This is a genomic window from Saccharothrix sp. NBAS 001 (genome assembly GCF_056640475.1).
In genome coordinates, this window is the sequence record NZ_CM153251.1 from 4,630,122 (window position 1) to 4,653,103 (window position 22,982).

Annotated in this window: 11 protein-coding genes and 1 pseudogene; 8 read left to right on the plus strand and 4 right to left on the minus strand. The window is 70.0% G+C overall.

From position 1 onward, the window contains the following. Positions 1–11 precede the first annotated feature (11 nt). Positions 12–9,122, minus strand: coding sequence for a type I polyketide synthase (locus tag AC0HI0_RS18885; protein WP_480934333.1), 9,111 nt, complete (start codon positions 9,120–9,122; stop codon positions 12–14). A 365-nt stretch (positions 9,123–9,487) separates the two neighbouring features. Here AC0HI0_RS18885 and AC0HI0_RS18890 point away from each other — a divergent pair, with 365 nt between their 5' ends. The 5 genes from AC0HI0_RS18890 to AC0HI0_RS18910 are packed head-to-tail and all read left to right on the plus strand — an operon-like array spanning position 9,488 to position 14,937. Next, positions 9,488–10,699 (plus strand): nucleotide disphospho-sugar-binding domain-containing protein, encoded by a 1,212-nt coding sequence (locus AC0HI0_RS18890; protein WP_480933682.1) that lies wholly within the window; start codon positions 9,488–9,490, stop codon positions 10,697–10,699. After that, positions 10,696–11,307, plus strand: a complete 612-nt coding sequence (locus AC0HI0_RS18895) for a dTDP-4-dehydrorhamnose 3,5-epimerase family protein (RefSeq protein ID WP_480933683.1) — start codon at positions 10,696–10,698, stop codon at positions 11,305–11,307. Before AC0HI0_RS18890 ends, AC0HI0_RS18895 begins: the two co-directional genes overlap by 4 nt. Positions 11,308–11,366: 59 nt before the next feature. Next, positions 11,367–12,728 (plus strand): NDP-hexose 2,3-dehydratase family protein, encoded by a 1,362-nt coding sequence (locus AC0HI0_RS18900; protein ID WP_480934334.1) that lies wholly within the window; start codon positions 11,367–11,369, stop codon positions 12,726–12,728. Beyond that, complete coding sequence (locus AC0HI0_RS18905; RefSeq protein WP_480933684.1) at positions 12,725–13,696, plus strand: Gfo/Idh/MocA family protein; 972 nt, start codon at positions 12,725–12,727, stop codon at positions 13,694–13,696. The genes AC0HI0_RS18900 and AC0HI0_RS18905 overlap by 4 nt, the downstream gene beginning before the upstream one ends. Before the next feature lie 47 nt (positions 13,697–13,743). After that, positions 13,744–14,937, plus strand: coding sequence for a cytochrome P450 (locus AC0HI0_RS18910; RefSeq protein WP_480933685.1), 1,194 nt, complete (start codon positions 13,744–13,746; stop codon positions 14,935–14,937). A 17-nt stretch (positions 14,938–14,954) separates the two neighbouring features. Here AC0HI0_RS18910 and AC0HI0_RS18915 read toward each other — a convergent pair whose 3' ends face one another. Next, entirely contained in the window at positions 14,955–15,758 is an 804-nt protein-coding gene (locus AC0HI0_RS18915) for an AfsR/SARP family transcriptional regulator (protein ID WP_480933686.1), read from the minus strand. Between the two features lie 514 nt (positions 15,759–16,272). Here AC0HI0_RS18915 and fabI point away from each other — a divergent pair. From fabI to AC0HI0_RS18930, 3 genes and pseudogenes are all read left to right on the plus strand, one after another. Beyond that, complete coding sequence (fabI, locus tag AC0HI0_RS18920; RefSeq protein WP_480933687.1) at positions 16,273–17,091, plus strand: enoyl-ACP reductase FabI; 819 nt, start codon at positions 16,273–16,275, stop codon at positions 17,089–17,091. A 447-nt stretch (positions 17,092–17,538) separates the two neighbouring features. Further along, complete coding sequence (locus AC0HI0_RS18925; RefSeq protein ID WP_480934335.1) at positions 17,539–17,715, plus strand: tyrosine-type recombinase/integrase; 177 nt, start codon at positions 17,539–17,541, stop codon at positions 17,713–17,715. 49 nt (positions 17,716–17,764) lie between these two features. Then, a pseudogene (locus tag AC0HI0_RS18930) lies at positions 17,765–19,179 on the plus strand (ISL3 family transposase). Positions 19,180–19,261: 82 nt separating this feature from the next. On the opposite strand, the gene AC0HI0_RS18935 reads toward AC0HI0_RS18930, so the two are convergent. Together AC0HI0_RS18935 and AC0HI0_RS18940 are read right to left on the minus strand one after the other, a co-directional pair. After that, a complete protein-coding gene (locus AC0HI0_RS18935) occupies positions 19,262–21,841 on the minus strand; it encodes a S8 family peptidase (RefSeq protein ID WP_480933688.1) in 2,580 nt (859 codons plus the stop codon). Between the two features lie 17 nt (positions 21,842–21,858). Continuing rightward, the gene (locus tag AC0HI0_RS18940) at positions 21,859–22,842 is read right to left on the minus strand and encodes an AAA family ATPase (protein WP_480933689.1); all 984 of its coding nucleotides are present in this window, start codon (positions 22,840–22,842) and stop codon (positions 21,859–21,861) included. Positions 22,843–22,982 lie beyond the last annotated feature (140 nt).

Below are 22,982 nucleotides of genomic sequence, written 5' to 3' on the forward strand. Positions count from 1 at the left end.
GGCAGAACGAATCAGTCGATACCCAGCTCACGCTCGATCATCGAGAACATCTCCTCGTCGGAAACCACGCCGGCGCCCCCGGACTCCAGGCCCACCAACACCCCGCGCAACCGCCGCGCCAAACCCTCGCGCACCTCGTCCGACAGCTCCGCACCCGCCAGCGACGATTCCCACTGGTCGAACCCGTCGACGACACCCACCGACGTGTCCGCGACCAGTTCGGCAACCAGGTGGTCGGCGAGCTGAGCCGGTGTCGGGTGCCGGAACACGATGGTAGGAGGCAGGGCGGTTCCGATGGCGGCACCGAGCCGGTTGCGCAGTTCGACGGAGGTGAGCGAGTCGAAGCCGAGCTCCTTGAACGACTTCTTCGAGTCGAGCGCGCCCGTGGTGTGGCCCAGCACCGTCGCGGCGTGCGTGACCACGAGGTTCGTCAGGTGGTTGCGCTGTTCCTGCGGGGTCAGCGTGGCCAAGCGGTCCGCGAGGTCACCCTGACCGCCTTGGTCGGTGGCAGCGGGTCGGGCGACCGGGCGTTGCGCCGGCACCCGCACGAGCTCCCGCAGCAGCGCCGGGACCTCCGCGCCGGGCTCGGGTGTCGGCGCGGGAATCGGCACCACGTGGGGCATCGGCGCGGCCAATGCTTTGTCGAGCAACGCCAGAGCGTCCTCGGTGGACAAGGGCCGCATGCCCGCGCGAACCATGCGTGCACGGTCGGCGCCGGTCATGCCCGCAGTCATCGTGCTGGCCTCTGCCCACAGACCCCAGCCCAGCGACACCGCCGGCAACCCACGCACGTGCCGATGCTGCGCCAACGCGTCGAGAATCGCGTTCGCCGCCGCGTAGTTGCCCTGCCCGGCGTTCCCGAACGTCGCCGTGACGGACGAGAACAACACGAACATCGACAAATCCAAGTCCCGGGTCAGTTCGTGCAGGTTCCACGCGGCCACGGCCTTCGCCACCAGGACCCGCTCCACCTGCTCCTCCGACAGCGACGTCACCAGACCGTCGTCCAGGACACCCGCCGCGTGCACCACCCCGGCCACCGGCACCCCGTCCAGCACCGACGCAAGCCCACCACGGTCCGACACGTCACAGGCCACCACCTCCACCTCGGCACCCAAACCGGTCAACCCCTCGACCAGCTCCGCCGCACCAGGCGCACCCATACCACTGCGACTCAACAACAACAGCCGCCGCACACCGTGCCCGACGACCAGATGACGTGACACGATCCCGCCCAACGTCCCCGTCCCACCGGTCACCACCACAACACCGTCGGACGGGACCGCACGCGGCATCCGCAGCACGACCTTGCCCACATGCCGCGCCTGGCTGACGAACCGCAGGGCCTCCGGCGCACGACGCACATCCCACGTCGTCACCGGCAACGGGCGCAGCTCGCCACGTTCGAACAGCGGCATGAGCTCGGCCAACATCCGCTGGATCTCGTCCGGCTCCAGTGAGATCAGGTCGAATGCCCGATACCAGACCCCGGGGTGAGCCTTCGCGACCTCGTCCGCGTCGCGGATGTCGGTCTTGCCCATCTCCACGAACCGACCGCCATCGGCAACCAACCGCAACGAAGCATCCACAAACGAACCAGCCAACGAATCCAACACCACATCAACACCACGACCACCAGTCGCGGCCAACACACCAGCCTCAAAATCCAACGACCGCGACGAGAACACATCCCCCGGAGCAACACCCCACTCCCGAACCACATCCTGCTTCCCGACACCCGCCGTCCCCAGCACCCGCGCACCCAACCACCGCGCCACCTGCACCGCAGCCAAACCCACACCACCAGCCGCAGCGTGCACCAACACCGACTCACCACCACACAACCGACCAAGCTCAACCAACCCACACCACGCAGTCAAGAACACCACCGGAACACCAGCCGCCACCTCCCACGACCAGCCGTCCGGAATCCGCACCACCAACCGCACATCAGTGACCACCACCGGCCCGAAACCACCCGCCACCATCCCCATCACACGATCACCAACAGCCACACCCGTGACGTCGGCACCCACCTCCACCACCACACCGGCCATCTCGATGCCGACGCCTTCGAGGTGCGGCACGAGGCCGAGCGAGACCACGACGTCGCGGAAGTTGATCCCGGCGGCACGCACGTGGACGCGAACCGCCCCTGGCGCAAGGGGTTCGAGCGCCTCGGGGTGCGGAGCGAGGACCAGGTTGTCCAGCGTGCCCTGCTCCGGGATGTCCAACCGCCAGGCCGGTTCGGCCGGCGGGACCAAGGCCCGCTCGGCGGCCACCAGGCGCGGCACCCGGAGGGTTCCCCGACGCAACGCGAGCTGCGGCTCGTCCGCCACCACCGACAGCAGGTCCGGGACGTACCGGTCGACGTCGATCAGCACGATCCGGCCCGGGTTCTCCTGCTGCGCCGAACGCACCAGACCCCACACCCCCGCCGTCACCGGACTCCCCACATCATCACCCGGATCCACCGCAACCGCGCTACGAGTCACCACCAACAAACGCCCCGACACCCCACGTGCCAACCACTCCCGCACAACCTCCAGAACACCCAGCACCGAACCAACAGGATCCACAGTGGACTCAACCGAAAGCACGGCCCAATCCCCGGACGGAGCCTCACTCGGCATCGGGATCTCGTCCCAGCGCACGCGATACAGCGCCGCATCGGACGCCCGAGCGGTGAGCAGCTGATCGGAGCGCACCGGGCGCAGCACCAGGGACTCGACCGAGAGCACCGGGTTTCCGGCCGGGTCCGTCACGTGCAACGAGACGGCATCCGGGCCGGCGGCGGTGATCCGGGCCCGTACCCGGCGGGCACCGGTCGCGTGCAGGCGGACGCCGGACCACGAGAAAGGAAGCCGGACCACGTCGTCGTCGAACCAGTGCCCCGCGACGACCGCGTGCAGGACGCCGTCCGACAACGCCGGGTGCAGCCCGTACCTGCCTTCCAGCGGCGCCTCGTCGGGCAGCGCCACCTCGACCAGGAGATCCGGACCCGAACGCCAGATGCCCCGGACACCGCGGAAGGCCGGACCGTACTCGTAGCCCAGAGCAGCGGCCCGCTCGTAGAACGACGCCACACCGTCCTCCCCGGCGACGAGTGGCTCCACCCCGGCGGTCGACCAGGTGGTCGAGGTGGCCTGAACCTGGCCGGTGCCGAGGAGACCGGTGGCGTGCAACGTCCACACCTCCGCGCCGCCCTCCGGACGCGCGTGCATCGACACCTCACGCTCACCGCGCTCGTCCACACCCGAAACGGAGACCTGGACGACCACGCCACCGCGCTCCGGCAGCACCAACGGCTCCCGTAACATCAGCTCCCGGACCACCCCGCAGCCGACCTCGTCGCCGGCGCGCAGGGCCATCTCAACGAACGCGGTACCCGGGACCAGCACCGAACCCAACACCCCGTGATCGGCGAGCCACCCCGGCGACTTCGCCGACAACCGGCCGGAGAGCACCACCCCTCCGGTACCCGCCAGCTCCACGCCCTCACCCAGCAGACCCTGCGCGGCACCGCTGTCGTGGGGCCAGAACCGCCGTCGTTGGAAGGCGTAGGTGGGCAAGGGGACAACCCTGCCCGCAGGCAGGACGTTCGCCCAATCGACGTCGACCCCGCGGGTGTGGGCGTCGGCAGCCGACCGGATCAGGCGGTCCAGGCCACCCTCGTCGCGCCGCAGCGAACCGACCACGACGGCCTCGGTGCCGTCGAGGAGGTCGTGCAAGGCCGGCACCAGCACCGGATGGGCGCTCACCTCGACGAACGCGCGATGTCCGGCGCGCACGAGGCCGTCGATCGTGTCCGAGAACCGCACGGTCTCGCGCAGGTTGCGATACCAGTACTCCGGGGTCATCCCGGCGGTGTCGATCCGCTCGCCGGTGACCGTGGAGTAGAACGGGATCCCGCTGCCGCGCGGCGTGATGCCGGCCAGGTCGGTCAGCAGCCGGGCTTCGATCCGCTCGACGTGCCGGGAGTGGGAGGCGTAGTCGACGGGGATCCACCTGGCCCGCACACCCCGCCGTTCGCAGTCCTCGGCCACGCACCGGAGCCCGGCGACCGGGCCGGAGATCACCGTCGTCGTCGGGCCGTTCTCCGCCGCGACACCGACGCCGCCCCATGGCAGGACGAGCTCCTCGACGTCTGCACGCGGCAGCGAGACCGACATCATCGAGCCCTCACCGCACAGCACTCGCAACGCCCGCGACCGCAGCGCCACCACGCGGCAGGCGTCTTCGCGGGACAGCGCGCCGGCGACGTAGGCCGCGGCGATCTCACCCTGCGAGTGCCCGACCACCCCGGCGACCCGAACGCCCCAGGACCGCCACACCCGTCCGAGTGCCGCCATCACGGCGAACAGCACCGGCTGGACGGCGTCCACGCGGTCCACCACACCACCGTCGGCGAGATCGGTGCTCGGCATGTCGACCCGACCACGCACCACGTCGACGACCGGGAACCCGACCAACGGGTCGAGCACCCGCGCGCACTCTTCCAGCTCGTCGCGGAAGACAGGACTGGACTCCCACAACTCCCGCCCCATCCCCCGCCACTGCGAACCCTGACCGGGGAACACCAGCACCACACCACGGTCGACGCCCGCGACCACCCGGCCGGCGACGTCCAGCGTGTCCAGACCAGACAGCAACGCATCCCGGTCCGCACCGGTCACCACCGCGCGGTGATCGAACCGGGCCCGCCGCAGCAGCGACACCCCGACGTCGGCCACGGCGGGCTCGTGCTCGCGGACGTGCTCGGCGAGCCGGGCCGCCTGCTCCCGCAACGCCTCGGGCGACTTCGCCGACAGCACCCACACGCCGGGCCCGGACCCGGTCTCGGCGTCGGCCTCCGGCTCGGCCGCCTCCAGGATCACGTGGGCGTTGGTACCGCTGATCCCGAACGATGACACCCCCGCCCGCCGCGGGCGGCCGACGTCGGGCCACCGCCGGTTCCCGGTCAGCAATGAGACCGCACCGGAGCTCCAGTCCACGTGCGGTGACGGCTCGTCCGCGTGCAGTGTGCGCGGCAGCACCCCGCGCCGCATCGCCATCACCATCTTGATCACGCCGCCGACACCGGCCGCGGCCTGGGTGTGCCCGATGTTCGACTTCAACGAACCGAGCCACAACGGATGCTCACGGTCCTGGCCGTAGGTGGCCAGCAACGCCTGCGCCTCGATCGGATCGCCCAACCGCGTCCCGGTCCCGTGCGCCTCGACCACGTCGACTTCGCCCGGCGCCAACCGGGCCTGGGCGAGGGCGGCGCGGATGACGCGTTGCTGCGCCGGCCCGTTCGGCGCGGTCAAACCGTTCGAAGCGCCGTCCTGGTTGACGGCACTCCCCCGGACCAGCGCGAGCACCCGACGACCCTCGCGACGAGCGTCGGACAGGCGTTGCACCAGCAACACGCCGACGCCCTCGCTCCACCCGGTTCCATCAGCGCTCGCGCCGAATGCCTTGCACCGCCCGTCGGCCGCCAACCCGCGCTGACGACTGAACTCCACGAACATCCCGGGGTTAGGCATCACGGTCGCGCCGCCCACGAGCGCCATCGTGCAGTCGCCGGCTCGCAGCGACTGCGCCGCGAGGTGCAACGCCACCAGAGACGACGAACACGCCGTGTCCACCGTCACCGCCGGACCCTCCAGGCCGAGGCAGTACGCCACCCGGCCCGACATCACGCTGGGCGTGCTGCCGGTGAGCTGGTAGCCGTCGAAGCCGTCGAGCGGTTCGTGCAACGCGGAGCCGTACTCGTCGGCCGTCGCACCGAAGAACACGCCCACCGGCAGGCCGCGCAGGCCGACGGGGTCGACGCCGGCGTGTTCAAGGGCCTCCCACGAGACCTCCAGCAACAACCGCTGCTGCGGATCCATCGCCAACGCCTCACGCGGCGAGATCCCGAAGAACCCGGCGTCGAAATCACCGGCCCCGTAGAGGAACCCACCGCTGCGCGTGTAGGACTTCCCGACCGCGTCGGGATCGGCGTCGTAGAGCGCGTCGAGGTCCCAGCCCCGGTCCTCGGGAAAGTCGCCCACCGCGTCCACGCCGGAGGAAACCAGCCGCCACAGCTCCTCCGGCGACGACACCCCGCCGGGGAAGCGGCACGCCAACCCCACGATCGCGACCGGCTCGTCCACGGCGGTCACGGCCGGGCCCAAAGCCGGGGACGGAGCGCCGCCGGTCAGTTCGAGCTCCACGCGCCGGGCGAGCGCCTCGACGTCCGGGTGGTCGAACACCGCGGCCGACGGCAGCCGCAACCCCGTGGCCGCGTTCACGCCGTCGAGCAGCTCGATCAGCGTGTTCGAGTCGAACCCCAGGTCCTTGAACGCACGGCCGGGCAGCACGGCGGCCGGGTCCCGGTGCCCCAGCACGGCAGCGGCGAGGGACTGCACGACCTCCGTCGCGTCGATGTCGACGGTGTGCTCCGGCTCGACGGTCTTCTCGCGCACCACCGGGGTTTCCGGGACATCGTCCCCTGCCTCGAACCAGTGCCGGGCGCGCTGGAACGCGTAGGTCGGCAGTTCGACCCGTTCGACGTCGCCGAAGAGCCGGTCCCAGTCCGGTGACCGCCCGCGCAGGTGCAGCCGCCCGACCGCGGCCATCACGGCCTCGGCCTCGTCGCGGCGCACCGGCAGGACAGGGATGAACGCGGCCGCGTGCCCGTCCCCGACGGTCGTCCGCGCCATCGCCGAAAGCGCGCCACCGGGCCCCATTTCGACGAATGTGCCCACGCCGGCGGCGACCAGGCCGTCGACGCCGTCGGCGAACCGGACGGCCTGACGCACGTGCCGCACCCAGTACCGGGGGTCGAGCACCTCGTCGGTGATCACCCGCCCGGTCACGTTGGAGATCAGCGGGATCTCCGGCACGCGCAGCGTCAGCCGGGCGGCCACCTGCTCGAACTCGGCGAGCATCGGGGTCATGTCCGCGGAGTGGAAGGCGTGGCTGACGTTCAGGCGCTTCGTCCTGCGCCCCCGCTCGGCCCAGCGCGCGGCGACCTCGGCCACGGCGGCCGCTTCGCCGGATATCACCGTGGCCCGAGGTCCGTTGACCGCGGCGATGTCCACCGAATCGACCAGCGACGCCCGCACCTCGTCCTCGCCGGCCTGCAACGAGAACATCGCGCCCGTGGCGGGCAGCGCCTGCATCAGCCGGCCGCGCGCGGCCACGAGCGCGCACGCGTCCGACAGCGAGAAGACCCCCGCCACGTGCGCGGCGGCGAGTTCGCCGATCGAGTGGCCGAGCAGGTGGTCCGGCCGCAGGCGCCACGACTCGAACAGCCGGAACAGGCCGACTTCGAGCGCGAACAGGCACGCCTGCGTGTAGAGCGTCCGGTCGACCAGCGCCGCGTCCGCCGACCCCTCCTCGGCGAACAGCACCGTCACGACGGGACGCGGCAGGTGCCGGTCCAGCTCGGCGCAGACCGCGTCGAACGCCGTCGCGAAAGCGGGGAACTCCCGGTACAGCCCGGCTCCGGCGCCGGCGCGCTGCGAACCCTGGCCGGGGAACAGGAAGGCCAGCCCGCCGTCGACCGGGCTGCCGACCAGCGCCGACGGGGCGCCGTCCCGAACGGCCGCCAGCTCCGCCGCCCGGTCGTCCCCGACCACCACGGCGCGGTGCTCGAACGCCGTGCGCGACACGGCCAGCGAGTGCCCGACCGCGGCGACGGACGCGACGCCGTGCGCGCCGATGTGCTCCAGCAGCCGCCCGGCCTGCGCCCGCACCGCCTCGGGCGTGCGGCCGGAGAGCACCCACGGCAGCGGTCGGGGCGGGGTTTCGGCGGGCACGCCGACGGCGGGTCCGTCCGAGAGCACGACGTGGCAGTTGGTCCCGCCGAGCCCGAACGAGCTCACCCCGGCGATCAGCGGCCGGTCGGGGAGCGGCCACGGCCCGTGCTCGCGGCGCACCAGCAGGTTCCGCTCCGCCAGCGAGAGCTCCGGGTTCTCCTGGGCGAAGTCGACGTTCGGCGGGAGTTCCCGGTGCGCGATCGCGGCGACGGCCTTGACCAGACCCACGACGCCCGCCGCGCTCTCCAGGTGCCCGATGTTGGTCTTGACGGAGCCGACGTGCAGGGAATCACCGCGGCCCGCGCCCACCACCGCGCCGAGCGCGGCGGCCTCGACGCGGTCGCCGACCCTGGTGCCGGTGCCGTGCAGCTCGACGTACTGGACGGCGTGCGGATCGACGCCGGCGTCGGCGCAGGCCAGCCGCAGCACCTCTTCCTGCGCCTGCTGGTCGGGCGCGGTGAGCCCTCGGCCGCCGCCGTCGTTGTTGACCGCGCTGCCCCGGATGACGGCGTGGATCCGGTCCCCGTCGGCGATCGCGTCCGCCAGCCGCTTCAACAGGACCGCAGCGCCTCCTTCCCCGCGCACGAACCCGTTCGCGCGCGAGTCGAAGGTGAAGCACCGGCCGTCCGCGGAGAGCACCCGGAGCTTCGCCAGGGCTAGCCAGCTGTCCGACGCGAGGTTGAGGGTGACGCCCGCGGCCAGCGCCGCCGACGCCGTACCGGCGCGCAGTGCCGCGCACGCGGAGTGCACGGCGACCAGCGAGGACGACTGGGCCGTGTCGACGGTGAGGCTGGGCCCGCGCAGCCGGAGGAAGTACGAGAGGCGGTTGGCGAGCATGCCGTTGTTGAGGCCGGTGAACGAGTGCGGCCCGACGAGACCCCGTTGCAGGCGGGCGTAGTCGTCGCCCGCGGCACCGACGTAGACGCCGACCCGGCTGCCCTTCAACGTCTCCGGCACGACGCCGGCGTGCTCCAGCGCCTCCCAGCCGAGTTCGAGCACCAGCCGCTGGCGCGGGTCCGTGGCGGCGGCCTCGCGCGGTGAGATCCCGAAGAACTCCGCGTCGAACCGGTCCACGTCGTGGACGAACCCACCCCAGCGCAGGCCCGGGTGCTGTTCGGCGAACTCCGCCAGGCGAGCCAGCTCCGGCCGGTCGTCGGGGATGCCGGTGATGGCGTCGGCTCCGCTGCGCAGGAGGTCCCACAGCGCCTCCGGACCCGCCGCCCCCGGCACCCGGCAGGCGTAGCCGACGACGGCGACGGCCCCGTCGCGACCATCGGGCGAAACGCGCGCGTCAACCACCAGGACCCCCAACTTCCCGCCGGATGAAATCACCAAGGGTGGAATGAGGCCGCACTGGCTCCGTCGCCGGCGACAGAAGGCAACTGTACCCGACGACAAATTCCCGGCACGAGCCCGAAGATACCCCAGTCGAGACGGCTTAAATATGACTTTCAGGCCACTGAAAAGCACCTTACCGCTGGCCGACCGGACGTTTTCACTGACCATACCGAGACTGGGGGCACCATTGCAGGAGCTCAGCCCGTTGCTTACGATCCAGACAGCGGGGCACCACGTCACAGCCGCTCTGAAGGCTGCCGTGGGCCGGTTTCGCGCTGCGTCGGCTGTTCAGCGGAAGGCGAACGAGACCCATGCGTGTACTGCTCGTGCCATTTTCTTTCCCCACCCACTATTTGCCGATGGTGGGCCTCGCGTGGGCGCTGCGCCTGCACGGCCACGAGGTCCTGGCGGCCACCGCGCCAAAACTCGCGGCAACGGTCGAAAAATCCGGCATGACCTCGGTCACAGTGGGACCGGACTTCGATTTCCTCGACTCGCCCGAACTCAGGCGGCAGGGCGCGAAATGGGTGAAGCACGCGAGCGACGGACCGACGCCGAGCCTGCTCGAAGCGATCGTGCGGGGCCCGGTGGACCGCTACGCGATGGCCGCCGAGGCGATGGCGGACGACCTTGTCGCGCTCGCCCGGACGTGGCGGCCCGACGTGGTGCTCTCCGACCCGCTCGCGCTGGCCGGCCCGCTCGCCGCCCAGGTGTCCGGTGCCGTCCCGGTGCGGCACCTGTGGGGCCCGGACACCGCGCGCAACTACCGCATGCCCGGCTCGGGTTTCGGCGCACCGGACGACGTCAGCGCCGTGCCGTGGGAGTTCGTCCCGTGGCCGGACCGATTGACCGCGCTGTACGAGCGGTTCGGCGCGAAGCCCGCCGACGACCTGGCCGAGTACACGATCGACCCGTGCCCGCCGAGCGTGCAGTTCCCCGGCGGGGTGCGCAGCCGGCCGGTCCGCTACACCGCCTACAACGGCGGCGGCACGGTCCCCGCCAGGCTGCTGGAGCCGCACGACAAGCCGCGCGTGTGCGTGACGTGGGGCACCGCGACGACCTCCACGCTGTCCGCCGACTACTTCGGCGTGCCGAAGGTGCTGGACGCGGTGCGCGACCTCGACGTCGAGGTCGTGGTCGCCGCCCGGACCGCCGACGTGGCGCTGATCGACGACGTGCCCGGCAACGTGATCGCCGCCGAACCGCTGCCGCTGGACGCGCTGCTGCCCACCTGCGACGCGATCGTGCACCACGGCGGCGCAGGCACGCTGTTCACCGCCGCCCGCCACGGGCTGCCGCAGCTGACCCTGGGCATGCTCACCGAGCAGCGGGCCAACTGCGCGCAGCTCGCGGGCCAGGGTGCCGGCCGCTTCCTGCCGTTCGAGCAGGCGGACCGGGCCGCGATCAGGGCGGGTGTCGCCGAGCTGCTCGAACCGGGACCGGTCCGCGCCAAGGCGGCCGAGCTCCGCGACGAAATCGCCCGTCAGCCCACGCCCTTCGAGGTCGCCGAGGCCATGACCACGGCGTGGGAACCGGGAACCACCAGGCCGCCCCAGTTGGGAGCACCGTGAAGATCACCGAATTGAGCATCCCCAACGCCTACCGCATCACCGTGGAGCGGATCCCGGACCGCCGGGGCGTGTTCTACGAGAGCTGGCGGCAGAGCGCGTTCACGGAGGCGACCGGCTACCCGCTGCCCGTCCGCCAGGTCAACTACTCCGTGTCCCGGAAGAACACGGTCCGGGGCATCCACGGCACCATCACGCCACCGGGCCAGGCCAAGCTCGTCACGTGCGTGCGCGGTGCCGCGCTCGACGTGTGCGTCGACCTGCGCGTCGGGTCGCCCACCTTCGGCAAGTACGAGACCACCTTGCAGGAGGCCGGATCCGGGATCTCGGTGTACTTCGCCGACGGACTGGGCCACGCGTTCCTGGCCCTGACCGACGACACCTGCGTCAGCTACGTCTGCTCCACCGAGTACGTCCACGGCACCATGGTCGACATCAACGCGTTCGACTCGGCGATCGGCATCCCGTGGGGGCTGACCGGTGAGCCGGTCATGTCGGACAAGGACCGGGCCGCGCCGAGCCTGGCCGAAGCCGCCGAGGCCGGTCTCCTGCCGACCTACGAGCAGTGCCTGGAGATCTACGCGGACCTCGCCGCGGGCGGTGGGCGGTGAGCGGGACCGGGAGCCGCCAGCTGCTCGCCGGCTCCGCACTAGCGCTCGACAGCGACCTGATGCCGCTGAGCCGGTTCCACGAGTGGTTCGCCGAGCGCGCCGCGGCGCACCGGTTCGAGGTCGAGCGCATCCCGTTCGCCGAGCTCGACGGCTGGTCGTTCGCGCCGGACACCGGCAACCTCGTGCACGACAGCGGCCGGTTCTTCACCGTCGAGGGCCTGCGCGTGCGCACCGACCGGACCTGGATCACCAGCTGGACCCAGCCGATCATCGTGCAGCCGGAGATCGGGCTGCTCGGCATCCTGGTCAAGGAGTTCGACGGCGTCCACCACTTCCTGATGCAGGCGAAGATGGAGCCCGGCAACGTCAACGGGCTCCAGCTCTCGCCCACCGTGCAGGCCACCCGCAGCAACTACACCAGGGTGCACGGCGGCGACGCCATCAAGTACCTGCGCTACTTCCGGCAGTCCACGCGCGGCAGGGTCCTCGCCGACGTGCTCCAGTCCGAGCAGGGCGCGTGGTTCCTGCACAAGCGCAACCGCAACATCATCGTCGAGACGGACGAGGAGGTGCCGCTCGACGACGACTTCTGTTGGCTCACCCTGGCCCAGATCCGGCAGCTGCTGCGGATCCCGAACCTGGTGAACATGGACGCGCGCACGGTCCTGTCGTGCATCCCGCCGCACCTGGACCGCGCCGGTCGTCCGCCGCGCTCGCCGTTCGCCGGTTCGCTGCACGAGTCGACGGCCAAGGGCGTGCCGGGCGTGCACGGCCACGGTGACGTCCTGAGCTGGCTCACCGAGGTGCGGGCCCAGCGGGAGCTGGTCCACCAACGCGTTCCGCTCGACCAGGTCGCGGAGGGCGGCTGGGTACGCGAGGCCGACCGGATCAGCCACCGCGACGGCAAGTACTTCAGCGTCGTCGCCGTCGACGTGCGGGCGACCAGCCGCGAGGTGCGGTCGTGGTCCCAGCCACTGCTGGCACCGCTAGGACCGGGCCTGCTGGCCCTGCTGGTCAAGCAGGTCGGCGGCGTGCTGCACGCGTTGGTCGAGGCGCGCACGGACGCCGGGACGCTCAACGTGGCCGAACTCGCGCCGACCGTGCAGTGCCAACCGGCGAACTACCACGACGTGGCACCGGAGCACCGACCCCGGTTCCTGGACTACGTGCTGTCGGCACCGCCGTCCCGGATCCGGTTCGACGTGCTCCAGTCCGAGGAGGGCGGCCGGTTCTACCACGCGCAGAACCGGTACGTGATCGTCGAGGTCGAGGAGGACTTCCCGCTCGACGTGCCCGACGAGTACCACTGGCTCACCGTCGACCAGCTCGGCGACCTCTTGCAGCACAGCAACTACCTCGACGTGGAGCTGCGCAGCTGCGTCGCGTGCCTGCACGCGCTGCGGATCGGGGGCACGGCATGACGCCGGTGTCGTTCGGCGTGCTGGGCTGCGCCGACATCGCGGCCCGGAAGATGATCCCGGCGCTGCTGGCGTGCGACGCGGCGCGGCTGGTCGCGGTGGCGAGCAGGGACGGCGAGAAGGCCTCCCGGTTCGCCGACCGGTTCGGCTGCCTCGGGATCGCCGGGTACGAGAACCTGCTCGCGCGCGACGACGTCGACGCGATCTACCTCCCGCTGCCCGCGATGCTGCACGCCGAGTGGATCGAACGCGCGTTGCTCGCCGGGAAGCACGTGCTGGCAGAGAAACCGCTGTGTGCCGACCACACCACCGCGGCCAGGCTCTTCTCCCTCGCCGAGGAGCGCGGGCTCCTGCTGTTCGAGAACTTCATGTTCCTGCAACACAGTCAGCACGCCACCGTCGCGAAGCTGGTGGCAGAGGGCGTGATCGGCGAGCTGCGCGCGTTCTCCAGCGCCTTCACGATCCCGCCGAAGCCCGCAGGCGACATGCGCTACCAGGCCGACGTCGGCGGCGGTCTGCTGCTGGAGGTCGGCGTCTACCCGATCAGGGCCGCGGAGCACTTCCTGGGGCCGGACGTCACCGTCGTCGGCGCCGTGCTGCGACGCCGACAGGGGGTCGTGCTCTCCGGCGGTGTCCTGCTGCGAGACGGCGACGGCGTGCCCGCACACCTGACCTTCGGCATGGAGCACTCGTACCGCACGTCCTACGAGCTGTCCGGCAGCCACGGCAGGCTGGGGCTCGACCGGGTGTTCACCCCGCCGGAGACCCACCAGCCGGTGCTCCGGATCCGATGCCAGGACCACCTCGAAGAACGCACGCTGCCCGCCGACCACCAGTTCGCCAACGTCGTCCGGCTGTTCACCGACGCGGTCCGCTCCGGCGGCGACCTCGCACCGCACACCACCGCTTCGCTGCGGCACGCGCTCGTGGTCGACCAGGTCCTCGCCGCGGCGGAGGTCGTCGACGTGTGACCCGGACCCGCCCGCCGAACCCGAGACCGCCGAGAAGGTAGAGGACCATGACCATCACCGAATCCCCCTGGCAGACCAACCCCGACCACTTCTGGCTGCGCGGGCAGGCACCGGAGAACCTGGTCGAGTTCGACGAGCGCCTCGGCCACTGGGACGTGTACGGGCACCCGGAGATCGTGTCGGTGCTCAACGACCCCGGCCGGTTCTCCTCGGACATCTCCCGGCTGTTCCCGATCGACTACAACCCCGAGTTCGAACAGGGCAAGATCGTCCGGATGGACCCGCCGGAGCACGGCAAGCTGCGGCGGCTGCTCAGCAAGGCGTTCACCTCGAAGATGGTGGTCGAGCTCGAACCCCGCATCGAGGCCATCACGGCCGAGCTGCTCGACGCCGTCGAGAGCCCGTCCTGGGAGTTGGTGACCGACCTGGCCTACCCGCTGCCGGTGATCGTCATCGCGGAGCTGCTCGGAGTGCCGCCGAGCGACCGCGAGCTGTTCCGCAAGTGGGCCGGCGAGCTGCTCGAACGCACCACCGAGATGTCGCTGCGGGAGGAGGAACGCCCGCGGATGCAGCGGGAGTACGACACGGCGATGGCGATGCTCCAGCCGATGCTGGAGTACGTGCAGTCGCACGCCGCCGACCGCCGCCGGAACTCGCGCGACGACCTGCTGACCCGGCTGGTCGAGGCGGAGGTGGAGGGGCAGCGGCTGTCCGACGTCGAGGTCGTCAACTTCGCGCTGCTGTTGCTGCTCGCGGGCCACGTCACCACGACCATGCTGCTGGGCAACACGATGCTGTGCCTGGACACGTTCCCGGAGCACGACGCCGCGGTCCGCGCGGACCGCACCCTGGTACCGACGCTGATCGAGGAGTCGCTGCGCTACCTCTCGCCGTTCGCCGCCACCGCCCGCGCGACGACCACCGAGGTCGAGCTGTGCGGGCACCGGATCGGCCCCGACCAGCTGGTGAAGGTGTGGCTCGGCGCGGGCAACCGGGACGCGCGGGTGTTCGACCGGCCGCACGTGTTCGACCCGGCCCGCGACCCCAACCCGCACCTCGGCCTCGGCCGCGGTGTCCACTTCTGCCTGGGCGCGGGCCTGGCCCGGTTGGAGGGCCGGATCGCGGTGGAGATGATGCTCGACCGGTTCCCGACGCTGCGGACCGATCCGGACAACCCGCCGGTCTTCCTCCAGCTGCCGCACCTGACCGGCATCCGCGTCCTACCGCTGCTCACGCGGTGACCGTTCCGCTGTGCGGGTCAGACCGGGATCCGGTCTGGACCGCGGGCGTCCAGCCATTCCTCGCGGTTGAGGATCGCCCGGTGCAGCGACTGCAACCGCGAACTCGGGTCCATGCCGAGCGCATCCCGCAACGATTCGCGGAAGACCTTGTAGACGTCCAGCGACTCGGCCGCCCGCCCGCTGCGGTACAGGGAGATCATCAAGTAGTAGTGTGGGTTCTCCCACAGGGGGTGCTCACCGATCAGGCCGTACCCCTCGCTGGTGACGGTGGTGTGTCGGTCGAGCGCGAGCTCCAGCTCCAGCCAGCGTTCGTACGCCGCCAGCCGCTGTTCGTCGATCTGCCGGGCTATCGTGCCGAGCACCGGTGTCGTGCGCAGGTCCGCCAGCGCGGATCCGCGCCAGATCGACAACGCCTGCCTCAGCAGCAGCGAGGCTTCGGCGATGCGGCCGTCGAACTCGGCCCGAGCGGACTGCTCGCTCAGCGACCGGAACAACCCCAGGTCGAGGGCCTCCTCGCCGATGTCGAGCAGGTAGCCCGGCGGCTTCGTGACCAGCAACCGGGGATCGACGCCGCAGTCCTGCAAGTACCGCCGCAGCTTCGAGATGTAGACCTGGAGCGTGGCGGCGGGCGCCGGCGGCGGCGCGTCGTCCCACAGTCCCTTGGCCAGCAACTCGGTCGGGACCACGCGGCCCGCGTGCGAGCAGAGCGTGGCCAGGACGGCCCTCAGCTTGGGGCTGCGCGGGGTCAGTCTCCGCTCGGCGTCGTCGCCGATAACTTCGAACGTGCCGAGCATGTGGAATTTGACATTTTCGTAACCCACCGTTCCCTCCACTATTTCGCCGCCGCACGCCGTTTACACGTGGCCGCGACTGCGATTACTTGACCGCACGATCAGAGCGGAATCCAATTCAACCTAACATCGGACCTTCACCATGTCCATCCGCAATCCGGTGAACCCCCAACCAGGGATCTACGAGGCCCCATCACACTCCGTAGTCAAGCCTTGACGGCCCGAACCCCATCGCAGTATCATTGCCTTTTGCCTGCAATAACCTTTGGTATTGCAAATAGCGCGGACCCGGATCCACTTCCGGCCGCGGCGATCCGCACGGCTGCAAGCCCACGTCGCCGACGGTTCGCGACACCGATCACCGGTTGCCGCGATATCGCCGGGTCCACTCGCCGGACTGGCGGTCACGCACGCACGGTCGCGGTGCCGCCTTTCGACCCACACCATTGATCGACCGTCATCGGGCGACCACACCACCCGTGATAAGGTCCATCGAATTCGGCGGATGAAAATCGCCATACCGAAATACGGAAGGACAGTTCGAGTGGGTACCCTACTGGCTGGCAAACGCATTCTCGTCACCGGCGTCATCACCGAGGCGTCCATGGCGTTCCAGACCGCGAAAATCGCCCAGGAACAAGGCGCCCAGGTGATCCTGACCGGATTCGGCCGCCTCTCCCTGGTGGAGCGGATCGCCCGGCGCCTACCGGAACCGGCACCGGTCATCGAGCTGGACGTGACCAGCGAACAGGACCTCGCCGCGCTGGAGGGCCGCGTCCGCGAGCACGCCGACGGCGTCGACGGGGTGCTGCACGCGATCAGCTTCGCGCCCCAGTCCTGCCTGGGCGGCGACTTCCTGGACGCGCCCTGGTCCGACGTGTCGACCGCGGTGCACGTCTCCGCCTATTCCCTGAAGTCGTTGAGCACCGCGCTGCTGCCGCTGCTGACGCCCGGCGCGTCGATCGTCGGCCTCGACTTCGACGCCCGCGTCGCGTGGCCCGCATACGACTGGATGGGTGTGGCAAAGGCCGCACTCGAATCGGTGAACCGCTACCTGGCCAAGGAACTCGGTCCGCGCGGCATCCGGGTCAACCTCGTGTCCGCGGGCCCGGTGAAGACGTTGGCCGCGAAGTCGATCCCGGGCTTCTCCGACCTGGAGTCGGGTTGGGACGAGTCCGCGCCCCTCGGCTGGGACTCCTCCGACGCGTCCGCGGTCGGCAAGTCGGTGTGCGCCGTGCTGTCCGACTGGTTGCCCGCGACGACCGGTTCGGTGATCTTCGTCGACGGTGGCGTCCACGCCCTCGGCCTGACCACCCCCAAGCCCCAGTCCGCCGAGGCCCTGGTGCCTGCCGCCACGGCCTGACCCGTACGACCACGCCACCGCCCCTGCCTCGGCGGGGCGGTGGCCGCGAAGGAGCTCTGCCACGCCGGCAGGGCGGGCGGCAGAACGCCGACCTCGGGCCACCGCTCGCGCCGGGTCGGGTTCTGCCGCCGGTAGTGTGACCAACGGCCGGAGTCGAGGTGTGGGCAACCGGATCCGACGGGCTCGGTCAGCCGATCGGTGGCGCCAGTTACTCCAGCGCATAACCGGTGTCGGAGGGGGCTACGCGGGCGATGCCGGGTGAGTCGAGGTGGGCGCCGGCCACGAAGTGATCCGGTCGGGCTAGTCGGCGGGCCATCGAACCCGCCGTCGACGACCGAAAGACCGGGCCGATCCTGCTCAACCGGCGAGCACGGCGGATGGACCGCCATCGCGCCACCCGACGCCTGCACCGCCTCGCCAGGACCGCAGTGGTGCCGGTTGCCCAAGGTGCGTCCGCACCTGCTGCGCCACACCTACGTCACCACCATGCTCGACGCCGGAGTCGACCTCCGCGACGTCCAGATCGCCGCCCGCCACGCCGACCCCAGAGCCACCATGCACTACGACAGGGCGCGTAGGAACCTCGACCCCCAACTACATCCTCGCCGCCTACATCGGTGGTGATGTGGTGGGCCGCTGGCCGTGACGGGTCCTGGGGTTGTCATGATCGTTTGTGTCTGCTGTGGCGGAGCTGGTCGGTGTGGTGTTCTCGGGGCTGTCAGCGTTGTCGGTGGAGGGCGTCGATGACGTCGGCGATGTGGTTGTGGTGCGGGCGTCGACCAGGGGTGGTGTGGTGGCGTGTCCTGGTTGTGGGACGTCGACGGCCCGGGTCCATGCCTTTCACGAACGCGTCCTGGCGGATGGACCGGTCGACGGGCGCGGGGTGTTGGTGAGGTTGCGGATCCGCCGGACGCGTTGTCCTGTCGAGGAGTGCGGGCGTCGGACGTTCCGTGAACAGGTGTCGTGCGTGGTCGAGCGGTACCGGCGTCGGACCGTGCGGTTGGGTGAACAGGTCCGCGGTGTGGTGTGCGAGTTGGCCAGCAGGGCCTCCACCCGGAGGCTGCCTGCGCTCGGGATCACGGTCGGGCGGGACACCGCCGTGCGGGCACTGCTGGACATCCCGTTGCCGGATCGTGCGGTGCCGCAGGTGCTGGGGATCGACGACTTCGCCCTGCGCAAGGGTCATGACTACGCCACCGTGTTGATCGGCGCCGACACCGGTGTCCGGATCGACGTGCTGCCCGGCCGCGGTGCTGTGGTCGTGGCAGGGTGGCTGCGATCCCGTCCCGGGGTCGAGGCCGTGTGCCAGGACGGCTCGACCGCCTATGCGCAGGCGGTGCGGGACGTGTTGCCGGACGCGGTCCGGGTCGCCGACCGGTGGCACCGGATCCACGCCCTGCTCGACGCCGGAGTCGGACTGCTGGACTGCTCACGCCGCCTCGGCCTGGCGCTCAACACCGCGTCAAGCGCTACGCCCGCGCGGCCACACCGCAACGGGTCCAGCGGGTCCCCAAGTACCGGGCCTGCATGGTCGCCCCCTATCGGGACCACCTCCGCACCTGCCGCGAACAGCAACCGGACGTCGGGGCCACCGCCCTGCTGCGCGAAATCCGCACCCTGGGCTACACCGGCAGCGCCAACCTCCTCGTCCGCTACCTCAACCAGGGACGGTACCTCGACGACCACCCGCACCTCTCGACACGCCGAGCCGCCCGGATCCTGCTGACCACGCCCGACACTCTCACCGACGGGCAGCGGGAACGACTCGGAGCCCTGGCCTCGGCCTGCCCCGAAATGACCGCCCTGGCGCACCTCGTGCACTCCTTCGCCACCCTGCTCACTCCCCACAGGGACAACCCCGCCCGGCTCGCGGCATGGACCACCGCCGCACGCGAGGCAGACCTACCGCACGTCCACTCCTTCGCCCGGGGCATCGACCAGGACGTCGACGCAGTCACCGCCGCCATCACCCTCGACCACCACAACGGACGCACCGAAGGCGTCAACACCAAGACCAAACTGCTCAAGAGGCAGATGTACGGCAGAGCCGGCTTCGCCCTCCTGCGCCACCGCATCCTCCTCGGATAACCCACCACCGAAAGTGCGCCAGAGCCGACAGTTGTACAGACCCGGCCGCTTCGGGAGCGCGCTGCAGTGCATCGGGCAAGGATCAGGTGCTGATGGTGGTCGGGACCTGGATCTGTTGGGCGACCGGGGTCCAGATGTCGGTGTCGACGCCTGGCGTGTTGATGGCAACGACGAGGGCGTACCGCGCTTCGTGGTTGACGCGGTCGCGTGCCGCTTGTTCCTTCCACCACCCACCGACGGGGTAGACGGCGAGGGCTCCTCGCTGTGCCAGGTCGGAAGCGGTTCCGGTCCAGATGTCGGTGTGCAGGGAGCCGGGGGCTTGCTGTGCCTCGGCACCGAAGATCCACTCCCCGCTGTCCCCTGCCGGCGTGGGACGCTTTTCCCCTTCCTGCAGGGCTTTGAGGTTGAGTCGTTTGTGGAAGTCTTCGTTGGACTCTGTGGGGCGGCGCACGTCGAATCGGAGGCCGTGTGAGGGGTAGTTGTAGCGGCCGTTCCACCCGCGGCGGGCGGGGTTGGGTTCGATGAAGTAGGACAGGGTTACCCGTAGCTGGACGGAGGTTGCCCCGAGGTCGGCCAGTTCGTCGGAGGGCCAGGGGAGGTCGTGGAAGTGGATTTCGCGCAGTTTGTTGCCCTGGAAAGGAGTGATCGTCTCCTGGGCGATGAGGGTGAGCGAGTCTGCGGCGCTGCGGGTCGCCCGTGCCAGGTTAGGCACTCCCATGCCGTATCGGCGCAGCACGGTGCGTTTGTCCCGTTTCTTCGATGCGTTGTCGACGTGGGAGCGCATGGCGGGAGTCCATTCGGCGGAGTGGACGATCAGTGCGCGTACTGTCTCCGGCCACAGCGAGGGGTAGTCGGTCATGATCTGCGCTGCGAGATGCGCTGCTTGTGCGGTGGCGGCGCTGGTGGCGTTGGTGGTGGTCAACTGTCGGGTGCTGCCTGCTGTCGACCGGTGGTCCGGGGCTCGGGTGGTCAGCAGTTCGAGCGCGCCGACGGGGTGGCGTTCGGTGCCGTCAGGTGATTCCGCGACGTTGCCGCCTTCCATGACGATCTCTGGTTTGACTGGCCACTTGGCGTTGAACGCCACGGAGGTGCGGCTGAACGGGGAGAGTTCTCCTCGCTGGGCGAGGGGGCTCCAGCCTTCGTAGACGTCGGGTGGGTCCTGCAAAGTGTCGCGGTCGGTGTAGGCCCCTACGGTGAGCACGTTCCACGCCTGGGCGGGGTCCTGCACGGGTTCGATGTCGCTGCGGGAGAGGTGGTCGTGGTCGAAGGTGTGCACGTTGCCGGCCGAGACGACGAACAGTCGGTGCGCGTCGGGGTCGGGTGCGCCGAGCAGGGACAACCCGGTGTCGGATTCGATCACGGCGCGTCCGGCGGCCAGCGCGTCGAGTGAGGCCGACCATGACGTCGGTTTGCCCAGCACCGACTCGGCCGTGGCGTCTGCGGGCTGCCGTTCCGAGGTGAGGGCGGTGATCGCCATCGAGTAGGCGCGACGTCGTCGGGCCCCGATCGTCTCGACTGCCGCGACGCCTGCGGCAGTGATCGCGCCGTAGAGTTCGGGTTCGTTGTGCGGGAAGCCGGGCGGCGGAAGCAGCATCAGCGACTCCAAGCCGTGCCGCAGCGTGAGGGGCACCGTCGTGGCCATCGCCTCGGCGAGGTCGCCGTAGAGGGCGAGCCCGGCCATGGTGGTCCCGTGTCCATCGTGGTCGGATCCGGCGGGCCAGCGGGGGTCCGCGACGTGACAGTCCTGTGGCCGCAGGGAGGCTTCCAACAGCGGGTGGGTCCGGTGGACTCCGGTGTCCACGACACACACCGCAGGAGCACCCGGTTGCGCCGCGACCACAAGTCGAGCCAGGTCTCGGACGAATTCGCTTTGCGTGGAGGCATCTTCCTCGGCCAGGAACTCGGCGCGGCGGATCAGGCTGCGCAGTTCCGCGATGTCGTCGAGGATCTCGATGGCCGAGGCCAACTGCCGCACCGTCGCCCGGACCATCACTACGGTCCGGACGCCGAATCCCAAGGCCTTGCGCCCGACTACCATCCCGTCATCCCGGGTATCGGCGTAGGCGTGCAACCTGCGGAGTTCCCCGCCGTCGCGTCGTCGTAGCCACACCTCCCACCACACGGACTTCTCCGCATCGGGGAACTGTGCGATCGGGTCTGTCCACAGGGATTCCACGGAGGCCAGGCGGACGGCACCGATCCGGTCGACCAGGTTGCGATGGGCGGGCGCACTCTTGTCAGCTGTGGCCAGATACTGGTCGAGGCGCTTGAGGAAGTAGCTCATGGTGCCCTCGGGCACGAAGACCGTGGCGGTTTCCACGCGTTGTCCGCTGACGTGGTCGACGCGCACCGACCGCAGTTCGGGATGTGCTCTGCCCGTACGTGGGTCGAGGCTTTTCAACGCGAGTTCGACGCCGGGAAAGCTCTCGAAGGCGACGTAAGTGCCTGGAATGGCGTCCGGGACGACCACCGGGTTGCGTTCGCGTCGGGATCGGGCATCGTTATCGGCCGTGGCGAGTCCACTACGGATCGAACCGCCGTGGGAGCGCCGATCCGCAGGTGCAGGAACGGCCTTCGGGTCTCCGCCTCCTACTATCGGCGCGTAGTCAGAGGTGGAACAACGGTCGGAGACGATCAGGTGGATCTTGTCTCGCTCTGCCATGCGCCCCCAACCGTAGTTCAGCCGATGTGATCCGCCTTACGCGCCTGGAGAGCCCGGCACAAGGCGGCCGTGGTGACCGGTCCGCTGTCGGTCAGGATCGCGTCCTTGGCGGCGAGTTCGGCGGCCACGGTGATCTCCCCCTGACTCAGCCCTTCGGCGGCTTGGTCGATCTTCGTCCAGTTCAACCGGGCCACTTCCACCGTCACCAGTCGATTTTTGATCACCTGGCGCGCCACTGCGGAGTCGGGAAGAGGGTACTCGATCACGGTGTCGAAGCGACGGAAGATCGCCCGATCGAGTAGTTGTGGATGGTTGGTCGCCGCGACCAGCAGGCTGTCGGACGAGTGCGTCTCGAGAAACTGGAGGAAGGAGTTGAGCACTCTTCGTATTTCGCCGACGTCGTTGCCGTGCGTGCGTTCCCCGGCCAGCGCGTCGACTTCGTCGAACAGGTAGACGCCGCGGGTCTCGATGAGGGCATCGAAGACCATGCGGAGTTTCGCGGCCGTCTCGCCCATGAATTTCGTGATCAGCCCGTCCAGACGGATCACGAACAGCGGCAGCCGCAGCTCACCTGCCAGGGCCTGGGCCGACATGGTCTTGCCTGTTCCCGGTGCCCCGGTCAGCAGCAGACGCCGCACGGGCAGGAATCCTCGCGAACGCAGCCGCTCCGCCTGACGCTGTTCAAGGATGACGCGTTCGAGCCGATGCATCACATCGGGACTCAGCGACATGTCGACCAGCGCCACCTGCGGGTAGCTCACGCTGAGCAGTTGGGCGAGTTCACCACGTGGCTGGGCGACCGCCACGAGCCTGCCCTGCACAGCGGGAGAGGCCGACCGTTGGCGCAGTGAGTCGATCAGGGTCTTGAGTTCCTGTGCGAAGCGCCCGTGCCCGTTGCGCGCGGCACCGGCGGCAACCTGGAGGGCAACAGAGTAGAAGCGGGTGTCGTCGCCTTCAGCATGACTCTTGACCAGCGCCTTGACTTGATCTGCCGTAGCCACCCGACCTCACCTCCCGCATACCCGCCGCCGCCGCACGTCCGTCGCACAGAACCATAGCGGTCACACCCAGTCAGCATCGCACGCGCCGCCAGTGCCGGCTCGCCTTTTCCGACATCGTGCCGCTTGCGCCTTCGGCTCTT

Coding starts and splice junctions, on each gene's coding strand:
- AC0HI0_RS18890 (WP_480933682.1), top strand. CDS start 9,488: ATGGTGGGCCTCGCGTGGGCGCTGCGCCTGCACGGCCACGAGGTCCTG.
- AC0HI0_RS18900 (WP_480934334.1), top strand. CDS start 11,367: ATGCCGCTGAGCCGGTTCCACGAGTGGTTCGCCGAGCGCGCCGCGGCG.
- AC0HI0_RS18905 (WP_480933684.1), top strand. CDS start 12,725: ATGACGCCGGTGTCGTTCGGCGTGCTGGGCTGCGCCGACATCGCGGCC.
- AC0HI0_RS18910 (WP_480933685.1), top strand. CDS start 13,744: ATGACCATCACCGAATCCCCCTGGCAGACCAACCCCGACCACTTCTGG.
- AC0HI0_RS18935 (WP_480933688.1), bottom strand. CDS start 21,841: ATGGCAGAGCGAGACAAGATCCACCTGATCGTCTCCGACCGTTGTTCC.